At 70.1% G+C, this 25,630-nt stretch carries 18 protein-coding genes, 2 tRNA genes and 2 pseudogenes; 12 read left to right on the top strand and 10 right to left on the bottom strand.

Features of this window, described 5'->3' with window-relative positions:
• Positions 1 to 335: 335 nt before the first annotated feature.
• Entirely contained in the window at positions 336 to 1,505 is a 1,170-nt protein-coding gene (locus tag GA0074692_RS26075; RefSeq protein WP_141725412.1) for an IS701 family transposase, read from the bottom strand.
• 332 nt (positions 1,506 to 1,837) lie between these two features.
• Between GA0074692_RS26075 and GA0074692_RS36580 the strand changes: the two genes are divergently transcribed.
• The 3 genes from GA0074692_RS36580 to GA0074692_RS26065 are packed head-to-tail and all read left to right on the top strand — an operon-like array spanning position 1,838 to position 3,663.
• The gene (locus GA0074692_RS36580; RefSeq protein WP_281199020.1) at positions 1,838 to 1,966 is read left to right on the top strand and encodes a hypothetical protein; all 129 of its coding nucleotides are present in this window, start codon (positions 1,838 to 1,840) and stop codon (positions 1,964 to 1,966) included.
• A 51-nt stretch (positions 1,967 to 2,017) separates the two neighbouring features.
• Positions 2,018 to 2,545, top strand: a complete 528-nt coding sequence (locus tag GA0074692_RS26070; RefSeq protein ID WP_091648586.1) for a SigE family RNA polymerase sigma factor — start codon at positions 2,018 to 2,020, stop codon at positions 2,543 to 2,545.
• Positions 2,542 to 3,663 (top strand): TolB-like translocation protein, encoded by a 1,122-nt coding sequence (locus tag GA0074692_RS26065; RefSeq protein WP_091648582.1) that lies wholly within the window; start codon positions 2,542 to 2,544, stop codon positions 3,661 to 3,663. The genes GA0074692_RS26070 and GA0074692_RS26065 overlap by 4 nt, the downstream gene beginning before the upstream one ends.
• Positions 3,664 to 4,135: 472 nt before the next feature.
• Here the strand turns inward: GA0074692_RS26065 and GA0074692_RS36755 are convergent.
• The 3 genes and pseudogenes from GA0074692_RS36755 to GA0074692_RS26050 all read right to left on the bottom strand — a co-directional run.
• Positions 4,136 to 4,387 (bottom strand): annotated as a pseudogene (locus tag GA0074692_RS36755) (transposase); the annotation flags it as partial.
• A gap of 281 nt (positions 4,388 to 4,668) precedes the next feature.
• On the bottom strand, positions 4,669 to 5,703 hold the full coding sequence (locus GA0074692_RS26055; RefSeq protein WP_245730465.1) for an ice-binding family protein: 1,035 nt from the start codon (positions 5,701 to 5,703) through the stop codon (positions 4,669 to 4,671).
• Positions 5,704 to 6,392: 689 nt separating this feature from the next.
• Positions 6,393 to 7,256 carry an alpha/beta fold hydrolase gene (locus GA0074692_RS26050; protein ID WP_091648579.1) on the bottom strand — a complete coding sequence of 288 codons (864 nt, stop codon included), beginning with the start codon at positions 7,254 to 7,256 and terminating at the stop codon, positions 6,393 to 6,395.
• An 83-nt stretch (positions 7,257 to 7,339) separates the two neighbouring features.
• Between GA0074692_RS26050 and GA0074692_RS26045 the strand changes: the two genes are divergently transcribed.
• On the top strand, positions 7,340 to 9,295 hold the full coding sequence (locus tag GA0074692_RS26045) for an AfsR/SARP family transcriptional regulator (RefSeq protein WP_245730464.1): 1,956 nt from the start codon (positions 7,340 to 7,342) through the stop codon (positions 9,293 to 9,295).
• Between the two features lie 103 nt (positions 9,296 to 9,398).
• Here the strand turns inward: GA0074692_RS26045 and GA0074692_RS26040 are convergent, their stop codons facing one another.
• Entirely contained in the window at positions 9,399 to 10,193 is a 795-nt protein-coding gene (locus GA0074692_RS26040) for an SDR family NAD(P)-dependent oxidoreductase (protein WP_091648575.1), read from the bottom strand.
• Between the two features lie 115 nt (positions 10,194 to 10,308).
• Here GA0074692_RS26040 and GA0074692_RS26035 point away from each other — a divergent pair, with 115 nt between their 5' ends.
• Positions 10,309 to 10,929 (top strand): TetR/AcrR family transcriptional regulator, encoded by a 621-nt coding sequence (locus tag GA0074692_RS26035; protein WP_091648571.1) that lies wholly within the window; start codon positions 10,309 to 10,311, stop codon positions 10,927 to 10,929.
• A gap of 118 nt (positions 10,930 to 11,047) precedes the next feature.
• Here GA0074692_RS26035 and GA0074692_RS26030 read toward each other — a convergent pair whose 3' ends face one another.
• Positions 11,048 to 13,918 carry an AAA family ATPase gene (locus tag GA0074692_RS26030; RefSeq protein WP_091648567.1) on the bottom strand — a complete coding sequence of 957 codons (2,871 nt, stop codon included), beginning with the start codon at positions 13,916 to 13,918 and terminating at the stop codon, positions 11,048 to 11,050.
• A gap of 388 nt (positions 13,919 to 14,306) precedes the next feature.
• Between GA0074692_RS26030 and GA0074692_RS26025 the strand changes: the two genes are divergently transcribed.
• The 4 genes from GA0074692_RS26025 to GA0074692_RS36750 all read left to right on the top strand — a co-directional run bounded on the left by GA0074692_RS26025 (position 14,307) and on the right by GA0074692_RS36750 (position 19,114).
• On the top strand, positions 14,307 to 14,873 hold the full coding sequence (locus GA0074692_RS26025) for a hypothetical protein (protein ID WP_091648564.1): 567 nt from the start codon (positions 14,307 to 14,309) through the stop codon (positions 14,871 to 14,873).
• Positions 14,874 to 14,875: 2 nt separating this feature from the next.
• Positions 14,876 to 15,547: a nucleotidyl transferase AbiEii/AbiGii toxin family protein gene (locus GA0074692_RS26020; protein WP_091648561.1), complete on the top strand. Its 672-nt coding sequence runs from the start codon at positions 14,876 to 14,878 to the stop codon at positions 15,545 to 15,547.
• A gap of 375 nt (positions 15,548 to 15,922) precedes the next feature.
• On the top strand, positions 15,923 to 17,209 hold the full coding sequence (locus GA0074692_RS26015) for an IS701 family transposase (RefSeq protein ID WP_141725486.1): 1,287 nt from the start codon (positions 15,923 to 15,925) through the stop codon (positions 17,207 to 17,209).
• Between the two features lie 384 nt (positions 17,210 to 17,593).
• A complete protein-coding gene (locus GA0074692_RS36750; protein ID WP_342672873.1) occupies positions 17,594 to 19,114 on the top strand; it encodes a tyrosine-type recombinase/integrase in 1,521 nt (506 codons plus the stop codon).
• Here the strand turns inward: GA0074692_RS36750 and GA0074692_RS26005 are convergent.
• Positions 19,080 to 19,152, bottom strand: a tRNA-Arg gene (locus GA0074692_RS26005). The two genes, GA0074692_RS36750 and GA0074692_RS26005, sit on opposite strands and share 35 nt — an antisense overlap.
• Positions 19,153 to 19,186: 34 nt before the next feature.
• A tRNA-Ser gene (locus tag GA0074692_RS26000) sits at positions 19,187 to 19,277 on the bottom strand.
• Positions 19,278 to 20,098: 821 nt separating this feature from the next.
• Here GA0074692_RS26000 and GA0074692_RS36575 point away from each other — a divergent pair.
• Entirely contained in the window at positions 20,099 to 20,809 is a 711-nt protein-coding gene (locus GA0074692_RS36575; protein WP_176738577.1) for a hypothetical protein, read from the top strand.
• Here the strand turns inward: GA0074692_RS36575 and GA0074692_RS25990 are convergent.
• Positions 20,770 to 21,539, bottom strand: a pseudogene (locus tag GA0074692_RS25990) (CPBP family intramembrane glutamic endopeptidase). The gene GA0074692_RS36575 and the pseudogene GA0074692_RS25990 sit on opposite strands and share 40 nt — an antisense overlap.
• Before the next feature lie 243 nt (positions 21,540 to 21,782).
• Here GA0074692_RS25990 and GA0074692_RS25985 point away from each other — a divergent pair.
• Positions 21,783 to 22,898: a globin domain-containing protein gene (locus GA0074692_RS25985; protein ID WP_091648555.1), complete on the top strand. Its 1,116-nt coding sequence runs from the start codon at positions 21,783 to 21,785 to the stop codon at positions 22,896 to 22,898.
• Positions 22,899 to 22,999: 101 nt separating this feature from the next.
• On the opposite strand, the gene GA0074692_RS25980 is transcribed toward GA0074692_RS25985, so the two are convergent.
• Positions 23,000 to 24,535, bottom strand: a complete 1,536-nt coding sequence (locus GA0074692_RS25980; RefSeq protein WP_091648552.1) for a peptide deformylase — start codon at positions 24,533 to 24,535, stop codon at positions 23,000 to 23,002.
• Between the two features lie 277 nt (positions 24,536 to 24,812).
• On the opposite strand from GA0074692_RS25980, the gene GA0074692_RS25975 reads away from it, so the two are divergent.
• Positions 24,813 to 25,589 (top strand): (2Fe-2S)-binding protein, encoded by a 777-nt coding sequence (locus GA0074692_RS25975; RefSeq protein ID WP_091654093.1) that lies wholly within the window; start codon positions 24,813 to 24,815, stop codon positions 25,587 to 25,589.
• Positions 25,590 to 25,630 lie beyond the last annotated feature (41 nt).

Genomic DNA, 25,630 nt, shown 5'->3' with positions numbered 1-25,630 from the left:
ATGGCACCGACGATGGTCGGGATGCCGAGCAGTGCTCCCCCGGCCACCACGATGACCTCCGGCCCGTCGTCGGTGGTGTCGCTGGCGGCGAGGCCGGTTCGCGGGTTCGGCCCGCAGTCGGCCGGCTTACCACGCGCCAGCGCCTTACCCCCCTGCAGAGGCCAGCCGGGACAGACAGGATCCTCGTCGCACGAGCACCCACCGAGCACCCAGACGTCTACAAGGGACGGCAAAGCGAAGGGGCCTGACGACCCGCGTTTTCGCAGGTCATGCCCATTGTGATCTTGCGCGCCCGAAGGGACTCGAACCCCTAGTACGGCAGCCGCCGTTCGGGATCATGGCTGGAATCCGGGGTTGAGGCGTCGCGTGTAGTGGGATCGTCGGGCTCGGGCTTGATGGCGGCGCCGGAATTGTGACCAGCGCAAACGGTGGGCGAGGTCGCTGATCGGGCGGATGATGAAGGCGTTGATCAGACGGCGGACTTCGTTGACCGTGAGCTTGATCAGCCCGGTGCGCCCCGGGTCGTCGTCGGCTTTGCCTGCGGTGTCGGCGGCGCAGATCGCCAGGACGGCGAGGGCGGCCAGAGCGAGGATGGTGAAGCGGTGCCAGGAGTCCCAGCGGCGGACCTGGTGCTGGTCCAGACCGACCTGACTCTTGGCGGCCTGGAAGGCTTCCTCGACGGTCCAGCGGATCCCTGCCACCCGCACGAGCTGCGCGAGGGTGGCCGGCTGTGGTGTCCAACACCGGTAGAAGGCCAACTCTCCGGTGGAAGTGTTGCGCCTGATCAGGAGGCTGTGCCGGCCACCGTCGTCGGGGTCGGCGTCCGTGGTGACCTGATCGAGCCAGGCCCAGTCGTAGTAGCGGGGCCCTTTCGACCCGGCCCCAGCGCTGCGGCGCTGCCACGCCGAGGCGGGTAGTTCGGCGGCGATCCGGTCGGCACGAGCCTTGACCTTGCCACCGTCGAGCGGCACCAGATGGCTGCGGGACACGGCCAAGACGTAGCCCAGCCGTTGTCCGCGCAGCCGGTTGCGGAAGACGCTGCTGTTGCCGTACGCCTCGTCCGCTGCGGCCCACGCCACCGGCACGCCGGCGTCAACGGCTGCGGTGATCATCTCGGCGGCCAACTCGGACTTCGTGGCGAACCCGATCTCGTCCGGGACACCGGCGGCCTGGCAGCGGCCCCGGTCCTCGGTCCACGACACCGGCAGGTAGACCCTGCGGTCGATCAGGGTGTGCCCGTCCCGGCCGGCGTAGCCGACCAGGACCGCCTCCGGGGCGCCGAACCGGCCGACGATCACCTGGCGCAGGTCGTCACGGACGGCCTCGGCGTCCCACACCGCCCGGAACAGCAGCCGCTGCATCGCATCCGGGCGGGCGTGTCCGGCCTGCTCCGCCAACTGCCAACACGTCTTGACCTCGATATCCGACAGCAGCCCGGTCACGAACGCCGCCGCCGTCCGACGCGGCTCGACCCGCCCGAACCGGCCCGCGAACGAGGCGAGCACCCCGGCCAGAACCCGCTCCCACCCACCAGGGTTTACGCTGTGGCACGCGGCCACCGCCGAATCTGAAGTTATGTCCACAACATACAGACGATCACGCGGTGGCCGCCTCGCGTCCACCCCGCTCTACCAGCGGAATCTCAAACGGCGGCTGCCGTACTAGGACCAGGGCGGCCCAGTCGCCGTAACCCCCGCTACGAGGTTCACGGCGCGGCTCGAAGGTGCTCCGGATCCGGGTCCCGACGGCACCTTGTGGTTGCTTCGGGACACCCCGCCCGGCCACCTGGGTGGTGGTGGGCCGGGGGTGGTTGTTCGCGGGGGTTGCAGGTGCCGCGGTGCCGGTGCTGTGGACGCCACCCGACATCTCGTTCGGGGCAAGGTTGTTCCTGCTATTGCCAGCGGTGCTGGTGGCGTTGGGCGGATTGCTGGCCACGGAAGTCTTCGGCGTCACTCAACCTATCTGATGGCAATCGGCGTTGTTCTAGGTACGAGCCCCACACGAGGAAGAGGGCCCGATGCCAGCCCAGGATCGTTACAGTGGCTTCCGGGAGTTTGTGGTGGCCCGGGGCGCAGCGCTGTCCAGCGCGGCCTACCTGCTTACCGGCAACCACCAGACGGCCGAAGACTTGCTGCAGGAGGCGCTGGCAAAGACGGCGGTGCGGTGGCGCCGGGTGGAGTCAGGAGGTAACCCGGAGGCGTATGTCCGCCGGGTCATGCTCAACCAGCTGCGGTCCTGGTTGCGTCGTCGCCGGTATCCCCAGGTCCCGCTCGACTCAGCGGCAGACCCTGCCGCTGATGTCGACATGGCGGGCCGGGTGGCGCAGCGGATAGCCATGTCCCAGATCCTGGCGTCGCTGCCCCCTCGGCAGCGTGCGGTTCTCTACCTGCGTTTCTACGAGGATCTATCCGAGACGGCCACCGCCAACCTGCTCGGCTGCAGGGTCGGAACGATCAAGCGGCACGCCCATGACGGACTTGCCGCCCTCCGCCGGGCATACCCACACCTGTCTGACACCTCTACAACGTCGGAGGTCGTACCGTGAGTGACCCGATCCTGTCCGCGTACCGAGAATTGGGCACCGAAGCCCGCAGCTACGCCGATCCCGACCGGGCGCTCGCTGCGGCCCGGCGACGCCGGCGCACCAGGCTGACCGCGAGCGCCGTGGTCGCCCCGTTGGTAGCCGGCTCGCTGGCGGCTGGCATGACGATGACGCTACAGCCGGCTGCGGATCCGGAGGTGCCACCGACCGCCATCGTCGCTGTCTCCTCTCCTGGCCTGCTCCAAGCACCCGCGACCACCCGCCCGCTGCCGACCGGTGCGGTCCGTCCCGCTGTGCTCGCATACGCGCCTTGTGCCCACGGCTGCAACGCGTTGGCGGTGCTTACCGACGGCCGGCAGTTTGAAGTGCCGCCCGACCCCGACGGCGTGTTCACCGGCGCGCTCTCGCTGTCGCCGGACGGCACCTGGCTCGGATACCCGTCCAGCGGCGAGTACCTGATCCGAAACCTCACCAGCACCCAAGTGCGCCGCCTCGGACCCCCGTCGGAAGGACGCCGAATCGGTGCCGTGGCGTGGTCCGCCGACTCCAGCAAACTCCTGCTCTTCGACGAACCACGGCTCGGTGGCGACGCCACCTACACCATGCTCGATGTTGCCACCGGCAAGGTGACAACTCCCCGCGTGCCTGCCGGTGACCGCGCGGTTGGGATCCTGCCCGACGGCGCGGTGCTGCACCGCCCGGGGACCCCTACCGGCCAGACCTTGGCCCTGTCCGCCACCGATGGTCGAGCCTTCCCGATCGACCTGGGCGACCACCTGAAGGGCGGCGAAACCGTGCAGGCCGTCCGGGTGGCCCCTGACGGCACCAGTGTGTACGTCACCGTCGGCACCCTCCTACCAGGAGGCGTGTCCATTGCGGTCATCGCGGCCACACTGGCAGGTGAGGTCCGGCCCCGTCAGGACCTCGCTGGCCCGGCCGGCTACTGGGAACTGGCCGGCATCGGTCCCGACGGCCCCATGTTCAGTCTTCACGCCGACCGCATCGACGCGAAGCAAACCACCCTGGTCACCATCACCGAGTCCGGCCCACGACAGGGCCTGGTGATCACCGGCACCGGCCCGGCGGAAGCAGGTGCCCCGGTGGTCCGGACCCCCGGCTGATCCCCGGGCAGAAAGCCGGACGGTTGCGGGTAGGCAGCGCGGAAAGTTCGCGACGGGCTTGTCGTCTGGAAGCCTGAGCTGAACAGGTCCCTCAGAGGACGTCTGATTCACGTACTTTGCGTGTAATGGCGGTTTAGTCGTCTCGCCCCAGTTGAGTCGGCCTGGAGCGCGGTGCCGCGTTGCCGCTGGTCCGTTTCTCCAGGCCGCTCGCCGAACCCGCCGTGCGCGTCTCCGCGCAACGGGCTCTCCACGGTTGCTGTCGTCAGGCGTTGTCGGGTGCAGGCCAGGGGCTGGGGATCGAGCGTTGCCGGTAGCGGGTCACCGGGGTGGCCGCGATCGGCTGGTGCTCGGTCCCGTCCGCGGTGATGGGCAGCCACCGGCCGGTCGGCGTGGTGAACTGTCTGCGGACGGCCTTCCAGTTCCAGCGGTGCCGGTGCATGAGCATCCTGATCAGCCGTTGCCAGGCGAACCGGTCCAGGGTCTCGTCGATCAGCAGGACGCCGTCGGGGTGCCCGAGACGGGCCACGACGAAATCCCGCACGTCGGCACGGACCAGGGTGTCGTCCCACCTGGCCCGACCGATCAGATCCTGCATACCGCCCGGACCGTCGTTACCGGCGTGCTCCGCGATCGTCCAGCAGTTCTTGACCGGCAACGGCGCCAGCAACCCGGCCACGAGGCGTCGAGGCTCGGGCCGGCCAAAACGCGCCCCGATCGTGTCCATCAACTCGTTGAACAGCCCGGACCACCGCTGGACGTCTACTCTGTACGCGGCAGCCACCGCCGCATCCTGTTTGGTCCACACAACCTCAGGCTCGACGGTGGCTGCTTGCCGTCCACGGACAAAACCACACCGTCACCGCAGGCCAGAACGGATCTCCTGCTGGAGTACTAGTGGCGGACGCCAGCGGGCCGGCACGACCACCCCGCGACACGCCGACCCGAGGCGGGGCGTCAGCCGCGCAGACCCCGGCGGCCGGGGAGCAGCCGCCGGGGTCTGCGCGGTCAGGACTCGGAGGTCCTGCGGCGGTAGAGGAGAAGCAGGGCCGCGCCGGTGGCGACAGCGACGCTGCCGAGGGCCGTCAGGAGGGGTGCCAGCGCACTGCCGCCGCTACCGCCGGTCACCGGCAGGTGCGTGTGAGTCGGCAACCCGGTCGGACCTCCTGTGGGTTGACCGGTTGGACCTCCTGTTGGGCCGCCGGTGGGCTGGCCCGTGGGTTGGCCCGTGGGTTGGCCGGTGGGTTGGCCCGTGGGTTGGCCGGTGGGCTGGCCGGTGGGGCCATCCGTCGGAGGGAGGCAGACGGGGGCGGTGATGACGTTGGTGTCGAGGGTGACGGCACCGGTCTGGGCCAGGGCCCGGCCCTGGAGGGTCGCGCCGGTTCTCATGGTGATCGAGGTCTGGGCCAGGATGTTGCCGACGAACCGGGTGCCGGTGCCGATCGTGGCCGAACTGCTCACCTGCCAGTAGACGTTGCAGGGTGAGGCGCCGTTGATGAACACGACGCTGCTGTTTGCCGCCGTGATGAGGGTGGAGTCGATCTGGAAGATGAACACCGCCGCCGGGTCGCCCTGGGAGTCCAGCGTCAGGGTGCCGGTCAGTTGGGCGGTAGGGAGTCGATAGACCCCGGGACTGAGCGTGGTTCCGCCGAGTTCCGTAGGGAGGCTGGTGAACGGGGTTCGGCCGGCGGCGTCGTTGTAGGCGTCGGTCAGGTCGTTCTTGGCCTGTAGGGCGACGGCGTCGCCAAGGTGGATCTCGCCGCCGACCATGATCGGTAGGAAGCCGGGGGCGGTGTTGCCGGGGTGGACGCCGAGGCTCTGCCCCAGGAAGCTCGGGCCGGTGTTGGTGGCGGTGGAGCCGGCCAGTACGGAGAAGTCGGCCGCTGTGCCCAGGCCGACCGGCGCTACCGCCGCGCTGGCGCCGGTTCCGCTGAAGATCAGCACGGCGACGGCCGCGCAGCCGGCGGTGACGGCCGCGAGTACCGGCAGTACGGCGCGTCGGCGCAGATGGAGTCGACGATGACGGATTGAAGTGACTGTCACGATGTGGCCCTCTCATGGTGCGTCTCCGGCGGCGCCGCCACGACAGCGGGCCGAAGTCACACGGAAGCGCAGGTGTCCTTAATCGGACTTTTGCACACATATGGGTTCGTGACGGACAAAAGCCCCGAACGCTAGCCGCTCGGGCTGGTGTTCGTGGTGGGAGCGCTGGCTTGAGTCCGCAGGTCCCCTCACCGGATCGGGACAGCTTCGGGGTCGCGCTCGCGCTCCGGTCGCCCACGCCGACCGACGCCCCTTTGTACAGCGCTGGGGCTCGCGGTGGCCGTGGCGGAGGCTGAGGGGCACGAGGTGTTCATGATCAGGTTCCGGGTCTGCCCTTTCGCGTGGGCGGTGGTGACGGGCCGGGAGTTGCCCATCGAGGTGGGATGCGCTGGTTGCCGGGCGCGGCGAGGACATAGCCGATGCGCTGCTCCTGGACCACACCTGGCACCTATCGGTGCAGCAGACCCGAGGTCACATGCTTCTCGTCCCAGCAGGTCACTTCGGCGGCATCGCCCGAGAAGGCGGCCCCATGCTCATCGGTCAGCGCTTCCCGCTGGAGCATGCCGCCGAGGCGCATCGCGATGGAGGCCCGCGCGGCTGTCGGAAAGCCGCTGCTGGCCGTCTGACCAGGCGACCCACGACAGAAATGGCCCGGACCAGAAGGTCCGGGCCATTTTGCTCGATGTTGCTCAGCGAGTCAGCAGCTCGCGGATCTCCCTGGCCACCAGGTTGGGGGCCTCCTCGGCCATGAAGTGGCCGCACTGGACCGGGACGTGGTTGAGGTTCGGGGCCCACGCTTTCCACAGCCCGGCGGCGTCGAAGCCGAGTATCGATCCCCAGTCCTGCTGCAGGACGGTGACCGGCATGGTCAGGGTGCGTCCGGCGTCCCGGTCGGCCTGGTCGTGTTCGACGTCGATGCCGGCCGAGGCGCGGTAGTCGGCGACGATCGACGGGATGGCGTCACGGGAGGCGTCGAGGTAGGCGCGGCGGATGTCGGCGGGGATGGCCTGCGGGTCGTTGGTCCAGAGGTCGAGGAAGTAGCCGAAGAATTCGTCGGAGGCGCCGGCGATCATCTTCTCGGGCAGACCGGGCGGCTGGGCCATCAGGTAGAGGTGGAAGCCGACCGAGGCGCTGACGCCGTGCATGACATCCCACATGTCCAGCGTCGGCAGCACGTCGAGCGACGCCAGGTGCGTGACGTTCTCCGGGTGGTCGAGCCCGGTCCGGATGGCGACCAGCGCACCTCGGTCGTGCCCGGCGAGCGCGAACCGGTCGTGGCCCAGCGCCTTCGCGACAGCCACCACGTCGGCGCCCATCGTCCGCTTGGAGTACGTGTCCGGGCCCGCCTCGGCCGGCTTGTCGCTGGCGCCGTATCCGCGCAGGTCCGGGCAGATCACGGTGTGGTCGGCCGCCAGGTCGGCGGCGACGTGCCGCCACATCAGGTGCGTCTGCGGGAAGCCGTGCAGCAGGACGATCGGGCTGCCCGAGCCGGCCACCGCGGTGTTGAGCTCCACGCCGTCGGCCACGGGGACGCGTACGTAGTCGAAGTTCATGATTCGTGCCTTTCGCTCGGTGTTGAGGACTACTGTCCGGGGTTCGGATGAGCAGCGGATGAGCGCCGCGATAGCGTGGCGTCGTGCACGACGGGCTGATCACTTTCGGCGTTCTCGGGCCGGTGATCGCCGAGGACGCGCAGCGGCGGCCGGTCGCGCTGAAGGGCCCGATGCACCGTGCCGTGCTGGCCCGGCTGCTGGTGGCGCGCCGTCGGGTCGTACTCGTCAATGATCTTGTTGATGACTTGTGGGTGTCGCCTCCGGACGGCGCGGTGGCCGCCGTGCGGACTTTCGTTGCGGCGCTGCGCAAGGCGATCGAGCCGGGCCGCCCGGCGCGAGCGCCGGCGACGTTGCTGGTCACCCAGGGCCTGGGGTACGCGTTGAAGTGCGAGCCCGATCAGGTGGACGCCTGGCGGTTCGAGCAGGCTGTCACCGAAGCCGGCACAACGGACCCGGCGGCGGCCCTGGTCCGGCTGGACGAGGCCCTCGCCTGGTGGCGTGGTCCCGCGTACGCCGACTTCCCGGACGCCGCCTGGCCACGTGCCGACCGGTCCCGCCTGGCCGAGCTGCGCCTGCAGGCAGTCGAACGGCGGGCCGAGGCCCGTCTCGACCTGGGCCGGGCAGCCGAAGCCGTCCCGGACCTGGACGAGCACGTCACCGCCCATCCCTGGCGAGAGCAGGGGTGGCAGCTGCTGGCCCTGGCCCTGTACCGGTCGGGCCGGCAGGGTGACGCTCTCGCCGTCCTGCGCCGCGCCCGTGAGCTGCTCGCCAGCCACCTCGGCGTGGAGCCTGGCCCGGCTCTGCGCACGCTGGAGACCGACATCCTGCGACAGGAGCCGCGCCTGGACGGCCCCGGCCGGCCGGATCCGGCCAGCGAGGTGTTGATGCGGGCCGCTTCCGCCTACGATCGGGTGCTCGCCGGCGGCGCCCGGGTGCGTCTGGAGTCGGCGGTCGGCCTGCTGCGCAACCTCGCGGTCACCGGCCCCGGCGGGCTGGAGGTGGCCCGGGAGCAGCGGGCCGCGGCGGTCGCCGCTGCCGAGGAGCTCGGCGACCCGGAGCTGACCGCGCGGGTGATCGGCGCCTACGACGTGCCGGCGATCTGGCCCCGCGCCGACGACCCGGAGCAGGCCGCCGGCATCGTCGCCGCCGCGGAACGGGCACTCGCGGTCCTCCCACCGGCCGGCCACGACCCGGCCCGGGCCCGGCTGCTGGCCACCATCGCGCTCGAGTCTCGCGGCACCCATGACCCCCGGCCGCGCGAGTGCGCCCGGCAGACCGAGGCGATCGCCCGCGAGATGGACGACCCCGCGCTGCTCGCGTTCGCGTTGAACGGCGTGTTCATGCAGAGCTTCCACCACACCGGCGGATCGGTGCACCGCGATCGGATCGGCGCCGAGCTGGTGAGCCTGGCGAACCGGCACGGCCTGGCCACCGTGGAGGTGCTCGGCCACCTGATCCGGCTGCAGTCAAGTTGCGCGGTGGCCGCGTTCGACCGGGCCGACCAGCACGCGCAGGCGGCCGACGACCTGGCCGGCCGGCACGAGCGGCCCCTGGTCGGCGTGTTCACCCAGTGGTACCGGGCACTGCGCGCCGACGTGGCCGAGCAGGCGCCGGCCGCGCAGGCCGAGACGCTGTACCGCGCTGCGGCGGCCCGGCTGGATCAGGCGGGGATGCCCGGCATGCGTGACGGCCTGCTGCCTCTGGCGCTGCTCGGCATGCGCCTGCGCCGTGGTCTGCCGCTCGCCTCCGGGGACGACGGGTGGGGGCCTTACGAGCCGTGGGTACGTCCCCTGCTCGAACCGGGCCGGACCGCGCTCGCCGACGTGCCGGACCCGCCCGCGGACCTGCTCGCCGAGGCGCTGTGGTGCCTGTTCGGGCGGGCCGCGATCGCCGCCGGAGACCAGGCCGCAATGGTACGGGCCAGGGAGGCGCTCGCCCCGGCGGCGGCGGAGTGGGCCGGCGCGGCGAGCGGGGTGCTCACGGTCGGTTCCGTCACGGATCACCTGGCGGCGCTGGACACCGCCCTGCGATCCGGCTGACCGCACAAAGCGCGTATGACCCGGATGCGTTCCGCCTTGTGACGCTCACCGGCCTCGTCGGCTTGGTTCGCGGGTGGCTTCGGTTCTCAGGCGGCTTCGGTTCTCAGGCGGCTTCGGCGATTCCCGCTGGCAGCGCCGGACCCAGCAGCAGCCCGCCGTCGAGCACGAGCTCGGTTCCGGTCGCGAACGACGCCTCCGGCGAGGTGAGGTAGAGCAGCGCTGCGCTGACGTCGGCCGGGTCGCCGAGCCGGGGGATCGCGAACGGCTCCGGGTCGTAAAAGTCCGAGATCGGCCGCTCACCCGGCGCGGCCGGCTCGTTGATCAGCTTGGTCGAGATGACCCCGGGGTGGATGGCGTTCACCCGGATGTTGTCCCGGCCCAGTTCGAGTGCGGCGCTGAGGGTCAAGCCCCGGATCGCCCATTTGCTCGCAACATAGGAGGCGTAGAGGGCCGTGCCGCCGTACGCCATCGTCGAGCCGATGTTCACGATCACCCCGCCGCCGGCGCGCCGCATCGCCGGGGTGGCGGCCTTGATTCCGAGGAACTGCCCGGTCACATTGATCGCGAATGTGCGGTCCCAGAGGTTCAGGTCGGTGGACTCGATCGTGGTGGCGGGATTCTGTACGCCCGCGTTGTTCACCAGGATCGTCAGCTTGCCGAAGGTCTGCTCGGCTGCGGCGACCGCGGCGGTCCAGTCGTCCGCGCGGGCGACGTCGAGGCGGATCGCGAGGGCGCGCTCGCCCAGTTCCGCGGCGAGCGCCGCGGCCTTGCTCAGACCTCCCGCCGTGCTGCCGATGACGACGTTCGCGCCCTTGGCATGGTAGGCCCGGACGTGGCTTTCGCCGAGCCCGCCGGTACCGCCGGTGATCAGGGTGGTCTGGTTGGTGAAACGTGGCATGGGTTCGTCCCTCGAAGAGTGTAGTGAGCTGACCGACTCACCTCGCCATCAAAGACTACGGGTCAGGGAAAGGTAGGTCAAGTGACTCACCTCGCCATCAGGCATACTGGAACCCATGAGCACCGAACCCTCGGCGTACCACCGGCGCGTGGCGGAAGAGAAACGTGCGGCCATCCTCAAGGCCGCCACCGGCCTGTTCCTGGCATCCGGCTACGACGGGACCTCGCTTGCCAAGATCGCGGAGGTGGCCGGGGTCTCGAAGGCCACCCTCTTCAAGCAGTTCCCTACGAAGGCGGCACTCTTCGACGCGATCGTGACCGAGTCCTGGCAGGTCGACGACGCCGGCAGCCCGGAGCCGCCGGCCGAGGACCTGCGGGCCGGCCTGACCGCTATCGGTCACCGGTACGTCGAGCTGCTCACCCGCCCCGGCATGACCGCACTGTTCCGCATCGTCATCGCGGAATTGCCGCGCTTCCCCGAACTCGGCGAAGCCCAATTCAGCCGGGGAAAGATGCCCTACTTCGAGTCGGTCAGCCGCTACCTGGCCGCCGCGCACAGCGCCGGCTCCGCGAAGGTGGACGCCCCCGATCTCGCCGCGACCCAGTTTCTCGGGATGATCTCCAACTTCGTCTTCTGGCCCACGCTCCTGCTCACAGACTGGGCGCCCGATCGGTCCGCAATTGAGCAGGCCGTGGATGAGGCAGTGAATACCATGAGCGCCCGTTATCAGGCCTGACTGTAGATTCCGACCTTCGTGCGCTTACCGTCAGCGACGGATAATGGGGAGGGCTGGGCGGAGATCCGCAACAAAGCATTATCACTAATCGCGCACCGCCGCACCGGAATCCTGACGATCACAGATACTGGCCGATCGTGGGCGGTTTGTCCTGGTCGCCGAACTCGGTCGGCAGATCCTCCACCAGTAGCTTTCGAATGACCTCCGCTGGCGCGTCGGTCAGCTCGATGATCCGTGCTGCCTGTTTGGCGATGGTCGCCTCCAGCAGGTTGCGCACGGTGCGGCCGTTGCCGAACGACGACCCTCGGGAAAGGCGGGCCAGCGTCGCGCGCACCCGATCCCGTACGTTGTCAGCGAGTTGATAGCCGGCGTCGTCGGCGAGGACTGTGAAGATCTGCACCAGTTCGTCGACGTCGTAGTCGGGGAACTCGAGGATCTTCGGGAAACGAGATGCCAGACCGCTGTTCGCCTCGAGGAACCGCCGCATCTCACGGTCGTAGCCGGCCGCGATCACCACCAGGTCGTCGCGATGGTCCTCCATCAGCTTGAGTAGCGTGGCGATTGCCTCGTGACCGTAGTCCCTCGGCGAGTCGGACATCGACAACGAGTACGCCTCGTCGATGAAGAGCACCCCACCGAGTGCCCGCTCGAACGCCGCGTGGACGCGCGGACCGGTTTGCCCGATGTACTGGCCGATCAGGTCTGTCCTGGTCACCTCGACCAGATGACCGGAACCAAGCAGCCCGAGGTCGGCGTAGATCCGGGCGATCATCCGAGCCACTGTTGTCTTCGCGGTGCCCGGATTGCCGACGAACACCATGTGCCGGGATCCTCCGCCCACCGCGAGCCCGGCCCGGGTCCGCAGGCTCTCCGCCCGAGCCTCCGCGACCAGCAGCCGCACCTGCGCCTTGATGTCGGGTAGCCCGATGAGCGCGTCCAGTTCCGCCATCGGGTCGCCTTTGCGGGCGGGTGCGAGCACGATGGACGCCGGTGCCGTGATGTCCTCTACCAGCAGCTCGGCCAGCTGTTCGACCGTGGGTGTGGCCGACCGGCTGATCCGCAGCGCCTGGTGCGACGCGGACTCGTCAACGAGGTTGCGGACCACCCAGGCATTGTCGAAGCCGGCGGCGCGCGGCATTCGCGTGACCAGGTTCCGGACCCGGTCGAGCACGCCGTCGGCGGGCGTGAACCCTGACGTGTTGGCCTCCAGCTCGAAGAGCCGCACCAGCTCGTCATCGGTGAAGTCGACGAAGTTGAAGGTGTTCGGAAACCGCGCCGCCAGGCCGGCCTCGCTGGACAGGAACTCCGCGACATCCTTGGGCTGACCGGCGATGACGACCACCAGATCCTCGCGGTGCTCCTCGATCATCCTGGTCAGCGTGGCGATAGCCTCGCGCGACGCAGGGCTCTCCTGGATCGCCCGGCCCACGTTGATCATCAAGATGCCACCGAGCGCGTTGAGTACGGCAGCGGTCACCTTGGCGCCGTTGAGCAGCTCTGCCCTGGCCACCTCGACCAGGTGGCCGGAGGCCAGCACGCCGTACGTGGCATAGATCTGGCCGATGATCGTGGCGATGGTGGTCTTCCCGGTGCCCGGATTTCCCGCGAACACCATGTGCCGCCGGTTGCGGGCTGGCGGCAGACCGGACTCGCGGCGCAACGCCTCGACTCTGGCCTCGGCATTCAGCCGGACGACACGTTGCTTGACCGGGGACAACCCGACCATGTCATCGAGGAGGCTTACGGCAACCTGCTTCGCGTGATCGCTCGGGGCGCCGCCGGGTCGGGCCGGCCGGGGTAGGGCGGAGGTGGGCTGCGCTGGTCTCGGTGCATCGGCGAGGGCGGATACGAGCGGGTTGATGACGGCGGGCCGTGGCTGGCCGAGCATTCGCAGGCTACGCAGGTACCTCAGGCAGAAGAAGAGTCCGCTCGTCACGTCCTTGTGCGGGCCCGGCCAGCCGTTCAGCGCGGTGGCGCAGCTCCACTCCAAGCCCACCCAGATGCGCGCGGTCTCCGCCTCGCCAGCGATGATCGCGCGGTCCAGCCACGCGAACACTCCCTTGCACCAGGCCTCGTAGTCGAAGCTGGGCTTGAGCGTGTCGAACGCGCGGACGATGGCGTGGAAACCGTCCTGGCCCAGCCCGGTCGTGGCGATGACCGCGGGCACCGGCTTGCCGAGCTTGAGCAGCATGGCGGCGACCAACTCGTCGAAGCTGCCGGCCTCGGCGCCCACGGTGTTCACCAACCGCTGGTGAGTGGCGCGGAGGCCGGTCAGGGTCCAGGAAAGGTAGTCGGCTGGTCCGGCGTAGTCGGGGAGGGTGGCGCGCTCCGCGTCACCGAGTAAGGACAATCGCCAGTGGGCGGCGAGTTGCTGCCTCGACCCCGTCCGGTGCTGTTCCCGCAGCGCTGGATCCTCAGCTATCCGGGCGTACAGCGCGGCCAGTGCGTGCCCGCGGTCCGCGAACGGTGGCGCCTCGACGAGTACCGTGAGGCAGTCGCGGTAGTAGCGGATGATGCGGTCCCGGCGCTCTGGGCTGTCGGAGTCCGCGAAGAGGCGTCCGGGCGGGGCCGGCCTGACCTGGGTCTGCCAGGTCGCCTCCGGGTCTGTTGTCGGAGTGAGTGGCCCTTGCAGGTGGTCGGCTACCAGGAGGTCGCCGAGCCGCCACAGCGAGCCCGACGCACTCGTGGACGCGCCGAGCGCGCCCTGTGCCAGCCACTTCACCTCCTCGACCGCCATCGACGTGCCTGGCTTGAGTCGTGGCGCCTGGGCGGGCAGGTCGGTGAGCCCTTCGCGCGAGGCGATGGCCATCAGTCGTGCGCGGGTATCCTCAAGCCACCCCTCGGGCGGCACCCATGGCCTGATCGGCCCGAACACGTTGAGGTGCGGCGATCCGGTCAGCAACGGCACCAGATCGTCAGGCAGATCGATCCGGCCACTGGTCGGCCGCGAGGCGACCGGGGCGGGACTGACCGGGGGCCAGGCGTTCATGCCCGAACCCTAAGGCTGACCACCGACACTCTTCTGTCAACGCCGGCTGCTTCAGGGCTGCCCCCTGAACCGGCCTGGTCGGGCTACTCGGGGGCGCGCGAAAGGACCTGCTTGCGGGGCTGGTCACCCGAGCCCGGATCAGAGGCGGCGACCACGGGTTTTGAAGTCGGCGCCGGCTTCGTGGGCGAGGGACGCGGCACCGTGGCGTAGGTCGTGCAGCCGTACCTGTGGGACACCTGCGCGCTTGATTGGTAGCCGGAATCGGCCGCTGGCGTAGCGGGTAGTCCGCCGTGCCCCATTACATCGCTCGGACGAAGGGCTCGGACTGGATCTCGGAGATCGCGTAAAGGGCCAAGCGTGCTTGGCCTAGCCTGATAGGCTTACGGCCGTGGGCCGGTTTTCCGATGATGATCTGCGCGCGGTCGTCGCCAGGTACGAGGCGACCAGGGCAGCCGCGTTGACCGAGCGGGATGAGCAACTACGGGCGTTCCACGCGGCCGGTTGGCGGCCGGTGGACCTGCAACGGGTCACCGGGTACAGCCGGGAGACGATCCGCCAGGCACTGCGGCCGGAGGTCCGCCGGGCGACCAACGTCAGCCGGCGCAAGACACCACCCCAGCCGCCTGCGGACTACCGTCCCTACGGTGACCGAAGGCCCTACGTCGTGGCCGAGACCCTTGCCGCGCTGAACGGCCCGGCCGAAGGCCTGGTCGCGCTTCCGCGTCATCTCGACTGGTCCGGTCACGCCGAGTACGACCTGAGTCGACCCGCACGCCTCGAAAGCATGTACAAGGTGGTGCTCACCGAAGCCGGCACCGTCGACGACCTGAACACCTGGCTCAACGCCGATTTTCTCCGGCGGCTCTGGCCCGCTCTCTGGCTGCCACCCCAGCTACGACGACGCTGGGAGGAAGCCTTTCCCGAACTCGCCGCGACCCGCACGGAAGCCGCGTAGCGGTGGACCCGTTCCACGAACGACTCGCCCGCACCGGACTCGAGGCCGCCCATCGGTACGGCTTCGCCTTGGCCGGCGGTTACGCGGTCCAAGCCGCCGGCTTTCTCGAGCGGCCCAGCGACGACGTCGACCTGTTCACCTCCTGGGACCGCCGCGAGGAGTTCACCGACGCGGTCGCGGCCGTCGTGCACGCCTACCGCGACGACGGCCTGAGCGTCGACATCGAGCGACAGTACGACACCTTCGCCCGGCTGGCGGTCGCCGATGGGCGGCGTGTTTCCAAGGTCGAACTCGGCGTGGACTGGCGCGCCAACGAACCCGTTCTCATGGCCATCGGACCGGTACTACACCCTGACGACGCGGTCGCGAACAAGATGAGCGCGCTCTACGGGCGAGCGTTCGCCCGCGACTTCATCGACGTCGACGCCACGCTTCAATCCGGCCGATACACCCGTGAAGCCGTCCTCAACCTCGCGCAACGCGCCGACCGCGGGTTCGTCCGGCGTGTCTTCGCTGACGCCCTCGGGCAAGCCAACGTGCTCGATCCTGACGACTTCGCCCAGTACGGCGTCACCGGCCCGGCCCTGAACAACCTGCGTGGCCGGTTCGCGGAATGGCGTCGCGAGCTACTCGACGAGGAAGATGTCGCCCGACCTGACGGCTTCGTCGGCTGATCGCGTGCTCCGTGGCTGCTCGGACGTCGGGTAGCTGGTCCGGACGCGCAGGGAGTCGCCGGGATTCTGAGCATGAACTGGCGGCGAGCAGGGATCGACGAAACCCAGCGCCGGTTCTGAACCTGCTGGCACGCGGTGGGACTGACGCGGACCGGGCGGGACTGGGGTGTGCGGTTGACCATTCCGATCATGTCCATAGGCAGGCTTCGCTGCTGATCAGAAGGTTAGTACGGCAGCCGCCGTTTGAGATTCCGCTGGTAGAGCGGGGTGGACGCGAGGCGGCCACCGCGTGATCGTCTGTATGTTGTGGACATAACTTCAGATTCGGCGGTGGCCGCGTGCCACAGCGTAAACCCTGGTGGGTGGGAGCGGGTTCTGGCCGGGGTGCTCGCCTCGTTCGCGGGCCGGTTCGGGCGGGTCGAGCCGCGTCGGACGGCGGCGGCGTTCGTGACCGGGCTGCTGTCGGATATCGAGGTCAAGACGTGTTGGCAGTTGGCGGAGCAGGCCGGACACGCCCGCCCGGATGCGATGCAGCGGCTGCTGTTCCGGGCGGTGTGGGACGCCGAGGCCGTCCGTGACGACCTGCGCCAGGTGATCGTCGGCCGGTTCGGCGCCCCGGAGGCGGTCCTGGTCGTCGACGAGACCGGTGATCTGAAGAAAGGCGTGCACACCGTCGGAGTGCAACGCCAGTACACCGGCACCGCCGGCAGGATCGAAAACGCGCAGGTCGGGGTGTTCCTCGGCTACGCCGGCCGGGACGGGCACACCCTGATCGACCGCAGGGTCTACCTGCCGGTGTCGTGGACCGAGGACCGGGGCCGCTGCCAGGCCGCCGGTGTCCCGGACGAGATCGGGTTCGCCACGAAGTCCGAGTTGGCCGCCGAGATGATCACCGCAGCCGTTGACGCCGGCGTGCCGGTGGCGTGGGCCGCAGCGGACGAGGCGTACGGCAACAGCAGCGTCTTCCGCAACCGGCTGCGCGGACAACGGCTGGGCTACGTCTTGGCCGTGTCCCGCAGCCACCTGGTGCCGCTCGACGGCGGCAAGGTCAAGGCTCGTGCCGACCGGATCGCCGCCGAACTACCCGCCTCAGCGTGGCAGCGCCGCAGCGCAGGGACCGGATCGAAAGGGCCCCGCTACTACGACTGGGCCTGGCTCGATCAGGTCACCACGGACGCCGACCCCGACGACGGCGGCCGGCACAGCCTCCTGATCCGCCGCAACACCTCCACCGGAGAGTTGGCCTTCTACCGGTGCTGGACCCGACACCCGGCCACCCTCGCGCAGCTCGTGCGGGTGGCAGGAATCCGCTGGACCGTCGAGGAAGCCTTCCAGGCCGCCAAGAGTCAGGTCGGTCTGGACCAGCACCAGGTCCGCCGCTGGGACTCCTGGCACCGCTTCACCATCCTCGCTCTGGCCGCCCTCGCCGTCCTGGCGATCTGCGCCGCCGACACCGCAGGCAAAGCCGACGACGACCCGGGGCGCACCGGGCTGATCAAGCTCACGGTCAACGAAGTCCGCCGTCTGATCAACGCCTTCATCATCCGCCCGATCAGCGACCTCGCCCACCGTTTGCGCTGGTCACAATTCCGGCGCCGCCATCAAGCCCGAGCCCGACGATCCCACTACACGCGACGCCTCAACCCCGGATTCCAGCCATGATCCCGAACGGCGGCTGCCGTACTAGCCGGGAAAGTTCGGGAGCACCGGACGGACATCTGGCTCCGAAGGTGCCGAACCCTGGGCGGACGCGGGTGTGCGCCACAGGCAGAAGCTCCGCTCGGTGTCCCCTCGTCCTCGGCCGTGCGGTGTCCTAGACGCACCGCTAGGCCATTCGTGTCTCCCGACTAACCGATACCCCTGTCGGCTCTGCCGCCGAACCGCCAGCCAACGATTCGCCTCTCGCTGAATGCGCCGATGGTCGGAGGCACGGCTGGCGAGTATCGGCTGACGGATCCGTATCAGCAGGTGGACCGGCGTCGATGGGAGAGGTAAGTCCACAAGAAGGGGTGCTGTCATGGCGACGTTAGGTGTGATCTTCAAGCGATGCGGGTGCCGGGACAACCACGGTCGGCGGCTGGAGCGGCGCTGCCCGCGCCTGGGCGACCGCTTCCACGGAACCTGGTACTTCCACTGCTGCGCCAGCAACGTGCTCGGCCGTTCCGAACGCGTCCGTCGAGGCGGCTACCCATCGCAGGCGGCGGCGCGCAGAGCGCGGGACAAGTGGCTGGCCGCGACCGAGGCGCAGCGCACCGCCAGCGGCTGGACCGTCGAGCGGTGGCTGCGGCACTGGCTCGACCAGCACACTCAGATCCGGCCGACCACCCGCCTGCACTACACCCGCGACGTCGAACGCGTCCTGATCCCCCACCTCGGCCAGTACCGCCTCGCCGACCTCGACGCCCGACTGCTGCGCACTGTCTTCGACCAGATCGCCCGGACCACCAACACCAAAGGACTGCCCCAGTCCGCCTCCGCGATGCAGCACCTACGGACCACCCTGCGCGCCGCGCTCAACCTCGCCGTCAAACAGGAACTGATCGAGGGCAACCCGGCCCGGCACATCACCGTCGCCGGCTACCGCAAACCCCACGCCCAGGTCTGGACCGACGACCGCGTCCGCGCCTGGCAGACCACCGGCGAGCACCCGACAGTGGCCGTGTGGACCGCCGAGCAGCTCGGCACCTTCCTCGACACCGTCACCGACGACCCACTGTTCGCGTTCTGGTGGCTCACCGCCCTGCGCGGCCTGCGCCGCGGCGAGGTATGCGGGCTGCGCTGGACCGAGGTCGACCTCGACCGCGGCGTGCTGTACGTCGAGCGCAACCGCACCACTGCCGGCTACCAGGTCATCGAGGGGAGCCGAAAACCGCCGCCGGACGCCGACCCGTCGCCCTGGACAAACGTACCGCCCAGGTCCTGCGCCAACACCGACGGCTCCAACGAGATCAGCAAGCCCGCCGCGAGGCAACGGGGAAACCCTGGGTCGACTCCGGCTACGTATTCGTCCGCAAGGATGGCAGCCCCATCCACCCTGGCTACGCCAGCGGCCGCTTCCGGCTACTGGTCAAACGCGCAGGTGTCCCGCCGGTCCGACTGCACGACCTGCGCCACGGCGCCGCGTCCCTCGCCCACGAAGCCGGCGCCGACCTCAAGACCCTGCAGGACATGCTCGGACACTCCAGCATCCTGGTCACCGCCGACACCTACACCAGCGTCCTGCCCCTCACGCAGCGCCGCTGCGCCGACGCCACCGCCCACCTCGTCCTCGCCGCCGCCCGCCGCACCCGCGCCAAGATCCGAAAGAAGAGCCACCGCAACCGGCCCAAGCCCCGACCGGCGGCACATACTCCGGCCCGCAAGACACCCGCGAAGCAGAGGGAGCCGCAGGTCAAGAACCCGCTACCGGCCGGACCGTCACGGAACGTGATGACACCCGAGTGGCACCCACGCGACACCCACCGTCCACAGCGGCCAGAAAACACAAGGGGCCTGGCCTGCGTTTCCACAGGTCAGACCCCTTGTGATCTTGCGCGCCCGAAGGGACTCGAACCCCTAACCTTCTGATCCGTAGTCAGATGCTCTATCCGTTGAGCTACGGGCGCTGGTGCTCGGCCAGTCTACACACCGGCTTTCGCGCGGAGACTCCGGGATTCGAACCCGGGAGGGGCTTTAAGACCCCAACCGCATTAGCAGTGCGGCGCCATAGACCAGACTAGGCGAAGTCTCCTCGGTGGCCCAGTAGACCACCGCCGACCGAGAATACAACCCCGCCCCGGCAGGGAGCAAAGCGACTTCCCCCTCCAGCGACCTCAGTCTGCCAACGTCCCTTCCTGAGCAGGAGTTTCCTCCTGCGCGCCGCCACGATCGGGACTAGGCTTCGTCGATATGCAGGAGCAGCCGCCGAGCGATCCGCCTCGCCGCGAGCCGCGCACAGCAGCACGTCGCGGCCGTTCCCCCGAGCCGACCTTCACCCCGCCGGCCATCCCGGCCGCCGAGCCCGACCCGGTCACGGACCAACCGGACGGCCCGCCCCGGAGCCGGCCTCGACGGAAGGCATCCGCCCCCACGGTGCTCTTCCAGCCTCCGGAAACGGGCGGTCCGACCGACACCGAGCAGCCAGCGGCACCCCCGCGGCGAGCCCCGCGCCAGAAAGTGGTCCGGGCGGGCCGACGCGCGGGGGCGATCTCCGAGGGCTCCGTCGGGCCGTCGACGCAGGGTACCGACTCCGGTGCCGCCGCCCAGCCACGGAGCACACCGGCGCCCCGCCGTCGCCCGAAAGCGGCCGCGGACGCCGACGGCACCGCCGCGCCGGGGCGGGCGACATCCCCTCCTGCCGTGAGTGATTCGAAACACACTCCACCAAACGATGCCGCAACAGGGCCCGCCGACGCTCTGAGCGCCGAGGACACTGGCCCGCACCGAGCCACCCCAAAGAAGAGCACCGCCCGGAAGACGACCGGAAAGTCGGCCGCCACTCCCCGGAAGAGCACCAGGAAGGCGAGCGCCCCCGAGGGCGAAGAACAGGCCGACCGAACGGTGCGAGCAGAGGTGGAGAGCCGGTCGCCTGCCCAGGCATCAGGGGCCGCGAACGGGCGTACCGTCGATCTCGACCGGTTGCTGGCGCACCCGGCCTTCGCACCGGAATTGCTGGCGCTGGCCGCAGTGGAGCGGATCGGACCGCAGGCCAACGCCTGGGCGGACGCGTTGCGCACGGCGTACCCGGGGGCGGGTTCCGCCGGCCTGGCCCGGCTCGCCACCCGGCGGTTCTCCCGGACGGCCGGGTGGGGTGGGGCGACCGCCGCCCTGGCCGGTCTCTTCGCTCCCCTGGCCGAACTGGCGGCGGTGCTCTGGGCCCAGGCCAGCCTGGTGCTGCACCTGGCGGCGGCGTACGGGCGCGATCCGGTCGACCCGGAGCGGGCGGTCGAGCTGCTGGTGCTGACCCGGGTGCACCCGGACGCGGACAGTGCCCGGACAGCGCTCGCCGCAGCCCAGGCAGCGGCCGGGTATGGTGATCCGCCGTGGGATCGGGTGGCCGAGGCGGCCTGGCGGCTGGCCACACCGCTCGCCGCGCAGGCCGGCGGCTGGTTGGCGCTCCGGTTGGCGTCCCGCCTGCTGCCCGGCGCGGCGGTGCTCGCCGCAGCGGCGGGGGACTCGGCTGCCGTCGAGCGGTTGGCCGCCCGGACGATCACCGTCTACCGGCAGCCGGGGTTCGGTCGGCCTCAGAGCCAGTCGAACCAGTCTCTCGGCAGAAGGGAGTAGCCGACGAACGCCGCGATGTCGAGCAGGGTGTGCGCGACGACCAGCGGCATGACCCGCCGCGTCCGCAGGTAGAAGAGGCTGAACACCACGCCCATCACCGCATTCCCGACGAACGCGCCGAAGCCCTGGTAGAGGTGGTACGACCCGCGCAGCAACGCGCTGGTGGCGATCACCGCGCCGAGCCGCCACTGGAGCTGCCGCAGCCGGGTCGTCAGGTAGCCGACCACGATCACCTCCTCCAGGATCGCGTTCTGCACGGCGGAGAGGATCAGCACCGGCACGGTCCACCACAGCTCGGGCAGCGCGGCCGGCACCACCGTGGCGTTCAGCCCGAGCTGCGCGGCGGCCCAGAACAGCAGCAGACCGGGTAGCCCGATCAGCGCCGCCAGGCCGGCGCCCCGGGCCAGGTCCCGACCGGGTTGCCGGGCGTCCAGGCCGAGGGTCCGTCCGGCGTCGCCCGGGTCGCGGTTGAGCAGGTGTACGGCGAGCAGCACCGGCACCAACGCGAAGACGATGCCGAGCACCTGGTAGGTCAGGTCCAACCACGGTCGGGGCGACGCCGAGGTGTTCAGCGCGGCGGTCTGCCGGGAGAGTCCCCCTCGGCGGTCAGTTTGGCGATGATCGACACGGTGGCGTAGACCGCGGACTGCCCGAGCGACAGCCCGAGCACCAGCAGCGTCTCGGTGCCGAGGAACCGGTGGGACACCGGTCGGGTGAGCTCAACCGTCACCACCCCACTCTCCCCCATCCCACCCGCCGCTCCACCCCCTCACCTCGTCGATCATGGACTTGTGGCACCTCGCAAACCTCGCCAAACGTATCAATCGGGCACCACAACTCCATGATCGGCGGGGAGTGGTGATCGGGCGGGGACAGACAGCGCGAATCGGTCGCACATTCTGTGCGACCTTCATCGACGCTCCGTGTTCATGCTTGGTTCTGCCCGATGCACGTCCTGCCGAGGGGAGCGCCGATGGAGAACTTCGCGCGGCTGTTGAAGGAGAGCTGGGCCCTCGTCGAGGGGGACCGGGAGCGGCTCAGCGACTACTTCTACGCCCGCCTGTTCCTCCTCGACCCCGACCTGCGGAAACTCTTCCCAGTGCAGATGCGCGGCCAGGGTGACCGGATTCTGGACGCGATCGTCGCCGCCACCCAGGCCATCGACGACCCGGAGAGCTTCGACGAGTACCTGCGCGCCCTCGGCCGGGACCATCGCAAGTACCACGTCACCGCCGGCAGCTACGCCACCATGGGGATCGCCCTGCTGGACGCGTTGCGCACCGCCGGCGGGGACGGCTGGAACCTGGAGTACGACCAGGCGTGGCGGGACGCGTACGCGGCGATCTCGGAGAAGATGCAGGCCGGCGCTGAGGCCGACGAGAACCCGCCGTTCTGGCACGCCGAGGTGCTGACCCACCAGCGGTACGGCCCGGACACCGCCGTACTGACCGTCCAGGCCCTGCAACATCCGCTGCCGTACCGGGCCGGTCAGTACGTCAGCATCGAGGTTCCCCGGTACCACCCTCGGGTGTGGCGGACGTACTCGGTGGCGAACGCCCCGAACGACGACAACATCCTGGAGTTCCACATCCGGACGCCGGGCGCGGGTTGGGTCTCCGGTGCCCTGGTCCGCCGCGTCAGGCCGGGCGACCTGCTGCGGATCGCCGCACCGATGGGCGGGATGACCCTCGACCGTGCCTCCGACAGGGACATTCTCTGCGTGGCCGGCGGGGTCGGGCTGGCCCCGATCAAGGCGCTGGTCGAGGAGTTGATCACGTACAACCGGACCCGCTGGGTGCACGTGTTCTACGGCGCCCGGCAGGCTGACGACCTGTACGCGCTGACCGGGCTGCGGGAGCTGGTGGCCGTACACCCGTGGTTGTCGGTGACCCCGGCATGCAGCGCGGACCCGGACTTCGACGGTGAGCAGGGCGACATCTCCGACGTGGTGACCCGCTACGGCCCGTGGACGGCGCACGACTGCTTCGTCTCCGGGTCGGCCGCGATGGTCCGGGCCGCCCTGCGGGCGCTCGCCGCCGACCAGGTGCCGCCGCAGCATGTGCGGTACGACACCTTCGGCAGCCTCTAGACATTCCTCCCCCCACGCCGGGTCGCGTGCCCCCGCCCCCTGGGGCACGCGACCCGGCCCCCGTCGAGCCACCCCGCGCCGGGCCACCCCGGCCGCCCCGGTCAGTAGCGCCAGGCGTGGCTGGTCTCGCGGTACTCCTCGACCGGCACCAGGGGCACTCCCGGTGCCATCCGGTCGACGTATAGCCGCCCTTCCAGGTGGTCGATCTCGTGCGCGACCAGCCGGGCCATGCCGAACGCGAAGGACGTGATCAGACGGCTGCCGTCGGCGCGGGCGTGTTCGACGTCGAGCCGCAACGACCGGGGGACGAGCCCCCGGTGGTCGAAGAAGGAGAGGCAGCCCTCGTACTGCTCGTCGGTGTCCGGGGAGGAATCGACCACCCGGGGGTTGAGCAGCACCACCGGCTCGGCGCCACGGTCCGGCGGGCGTACCACCGCAGCGGCGCAACTGAGCCCGAGTTGGGGAGCGGCCAGTCCGACACCCCGGCTGAACCGGTGCAGTTCGTCGAGTTCGGCGAGGGCGGTGAGCAGGCGGTCCACCACGTCCCGGGCGACCGCTTCCTCCTCGGGCAGGTCGAACTGCCGGACCGGCTGACGGAGCAGGTCGGCGCCGCGCTGCACGATGCCGGCGGCCCGCATCCGGTCGCTGGGGCGGGGCCGGGCCGGATCGGCCGACGCGCCGTTGCGCCTGGACACCGTGGTGGGCGGATTACGGAACCGCCACTGAAGCCGGTAGCGGGCGTTGAGCGGGGGGTTCTCGGTCGCCCACTCGAAGATCGCCCGGTCGCCGTCGTCGTGGCGCTGCACCGGGGTCCGCAGCGGCCCCTCCTCCGCCGAGAGCGAGGTTTCCAGTCCCCACACCTGGGGTTCCAGCGCGGTGGGTAGGTCCAGCCGTACGTCGAGCGCCCGGGTGGGCACCCGGACGGCACGCTGGAACCAGCGCCCCCACTTCTCCTGCCCGACGCAGTACTCGTACTCGATGGTGGCCCGGTCGCCGGGGTAGAGCGGGAAGCGTCCGTCGGCGTTCTCGAAGAGGAGCCAGAACTCCTTGAACGCGTCCCGGTCGTGCTTGGCCCGCCAGTGCATTGGTTCGCGTTCGCCCCGATCGTCCCGGTACGCCCGCAGTTGCAGCTCGGCGAAGGTGAGCGGGTGGTCCCGGTGGTGCCGGTTGGACCGGCCGGGATCGTTCGGGTAGCGGTCGACGGCGACCCGGGCCAGGTAGCGGGTGACCGGGTCGGTGCCGGCGTTGTAGAGGTCCCGCCGGACGACGCAGTGGTACTGCCCGTCGCGGTAGGTGAGGCTGGCGAGCTCGTGCTCGACGATGAGGCCCGTGCCGGGCGGCAGCCACTGGCCGGGGACCGGCGGGTCGCGGTGCGGCGGCGCGGTCCGCGCGTGCCGCAGGTCGTCGTACTCGCGGAAGCGCTGCCAGATCGCGCCGCCGGCCTCCAGGACGGCTTCCGCGCGCCGGGCGAAGTCCTCGGTGGGGCGGTGCCGGCGGCTCTCGACGTGACTGACGTACGACGGATCGAACCCCATCAGCGTAGCGAGCTGTTTCTTGGACAGCCCTCGCTCGACGCGGTGCCGGCCGAGCTCGACTGCGAACGAGTCGGCGGCCCGTTCGAGGGGCGAGGTCGTCATCAGCTTCCTCATGGCCGGGAGTATCAGTTTCACGTTTGGTCGGCGGGATTCCACAGAAGTGGCACGTTGCCGACTCTGACCTTGACAAAACTCATCGAGCCGTTCTCGGGCCGCCCGATACGTCCTCCTTGTCGGGGCGTTTTTCCTTCTGGTGGGCGGGTACCTCGCCGGACCAGGTCACAGAACACCCCACCCCTCCCCCTGCGGCGCCAGTTAGGTTAGCCTTAGCTCATAGGGCAGGCCGGTCGACGGGGGGAGCACGACAGTGACAGCGGTGATCCCACCCCGTACCGCCGCCGCCCCGCTCGCCCCGGTCGTCACGACGCTGCGGGCCATGTTCGGCACCGACGACCTGCCGGAGTTCGCGCCCGGCCTGGTGGTCGCCGACGAGTACGGCTGGTCCCCGGCCACCACCCTGGTGGACGGCACCCGCCTGCCCGAACTCCTGGCCGCCGCCGCCCAGCGCTGGGGCGGTACGCCGCACGCCTGCGCCGCCCTGGCCTGGAAGTCGTACAGCTACTGGCTGGCCCTGCCGGCGGTGCTCGGCTGGGCGTCCGCGCGGCGGGTGCCCCTGCTCGATCCGGCCGACGTGCTGATCCACTTCGAGGACCACCGCCCACTGATCACACTCGGGCTGCGCCGGTCGACCACCGTGGCGGTGCTGCCGAGCGACCCACTGGCCGTGGCCGTTCCGCCCGGGGTGCGGGTGGTCGCCGACGAGGCCGAACTGCTCGGCCTGCTCCGCGCGTCGCTGCTCGACGCGCACCTCACCCCGCTGGTCGCGGCGATCCAGGCCGAGGTCCGCATCGGTGCCCGTACGCTGCTCGGCTCGGTCGCCTCCGGCGTCGCCCACGGAATCCTGCGGGCCGCCGACGCGCTCCCCGGCTCGGCGGTGGAGTCGGTCGACACCCTGCTCGGCGCGCTCGGCGTCCAGGACCTGGTCGAGTTGGTCCCCGGGCCGTCCGGTCAGCCCACCGTCCAGCGCCGGACCTGCTGCCTGGCGTTCACCCTGCCGAAGCCGAAGTACTGCCGGGGCTGCTGCGTCCGCCCCTGACCCCGCCAGTCGGTCCACTGACCCCGCCAGTCAGTCCACTG

The organism is Micromonospora pallida, assembly GCF_900090325.1.
In the GTDB taxonomy this organism is placed as follows: domain Bacteria; phylum Actinomycetota; class Actinomycetes; order Mycobacteriales; family Micromonosporaceae; genus Micromonospora; species Micromonospora pallida.
Note: the sequence above shows the minus strand (reverse complement) of the source record. Positions and strands in the feature narration are given on the sequence as shown.

Excerpts from the sequence above, each read along its gene's own strand:
- GA0074692_RS26070 (WP_091648586.1), top strand. The coding sequence starts at position 2,018 with ATGCCAGCCCAGGATCGTTACAGTGGCTTCCGGGAGTTTGTGGTGGCC.
- GA0074692_RS26050 (WP_091648579.1), bottom strand. The coding sequence starts at position 7,256 with ATGAACTTCGACTACGTACGCGTCCCCGTGGCCGACGGCGTGGAGCTC.
- GA0074692_RS26040 (WP_091648575.1), bottom strand. The coding sequence starts at position 10,193 with ATGCCACGTTTCACCAACCAGACCACCCTGATCACCGGCGGTACCGGC.
- GA0074692_RS26035 (WP_091648571.1), top strand. The coding sequence starts at position 10,309 with ATGAGCACCGAACCCTCGGCGTACCACCGGCGCGTGGCGGAAGAGAAA.
- GA0074692_RS26030 (WP_091648567.1), bottom strand. The coding sequence starts at position 13,918 with ATGAACGCCTGGCCCCCGGTCAGTCCCGCCCCGGTCGCCTCGCGGCCG.
- GA0074692_RS36750 (WP_342672873.1), top strand. The coding sequence starts at position 17,594 with ATGCGGGTGCCGGGACAACCACGGTCGGCGGCTGGAGCGGCGCTGCCC.
- GA0074692_RS25985 (WP_091648555.1), top strand. The coding sequence starts at position 21,783 with ATGGAGAACTTCGCGCGGCTGTTGAAGGAGAGCTGGGCCCTCGTCGAG.
- GA0074692_RS25980 (WP_091648552.1), bottom strand. The coding sequence starts at position 24,535 with ATGACGACCTCGCCCCTCGAACGGGCCGCCGACTCGTTCGCAGTCGAG.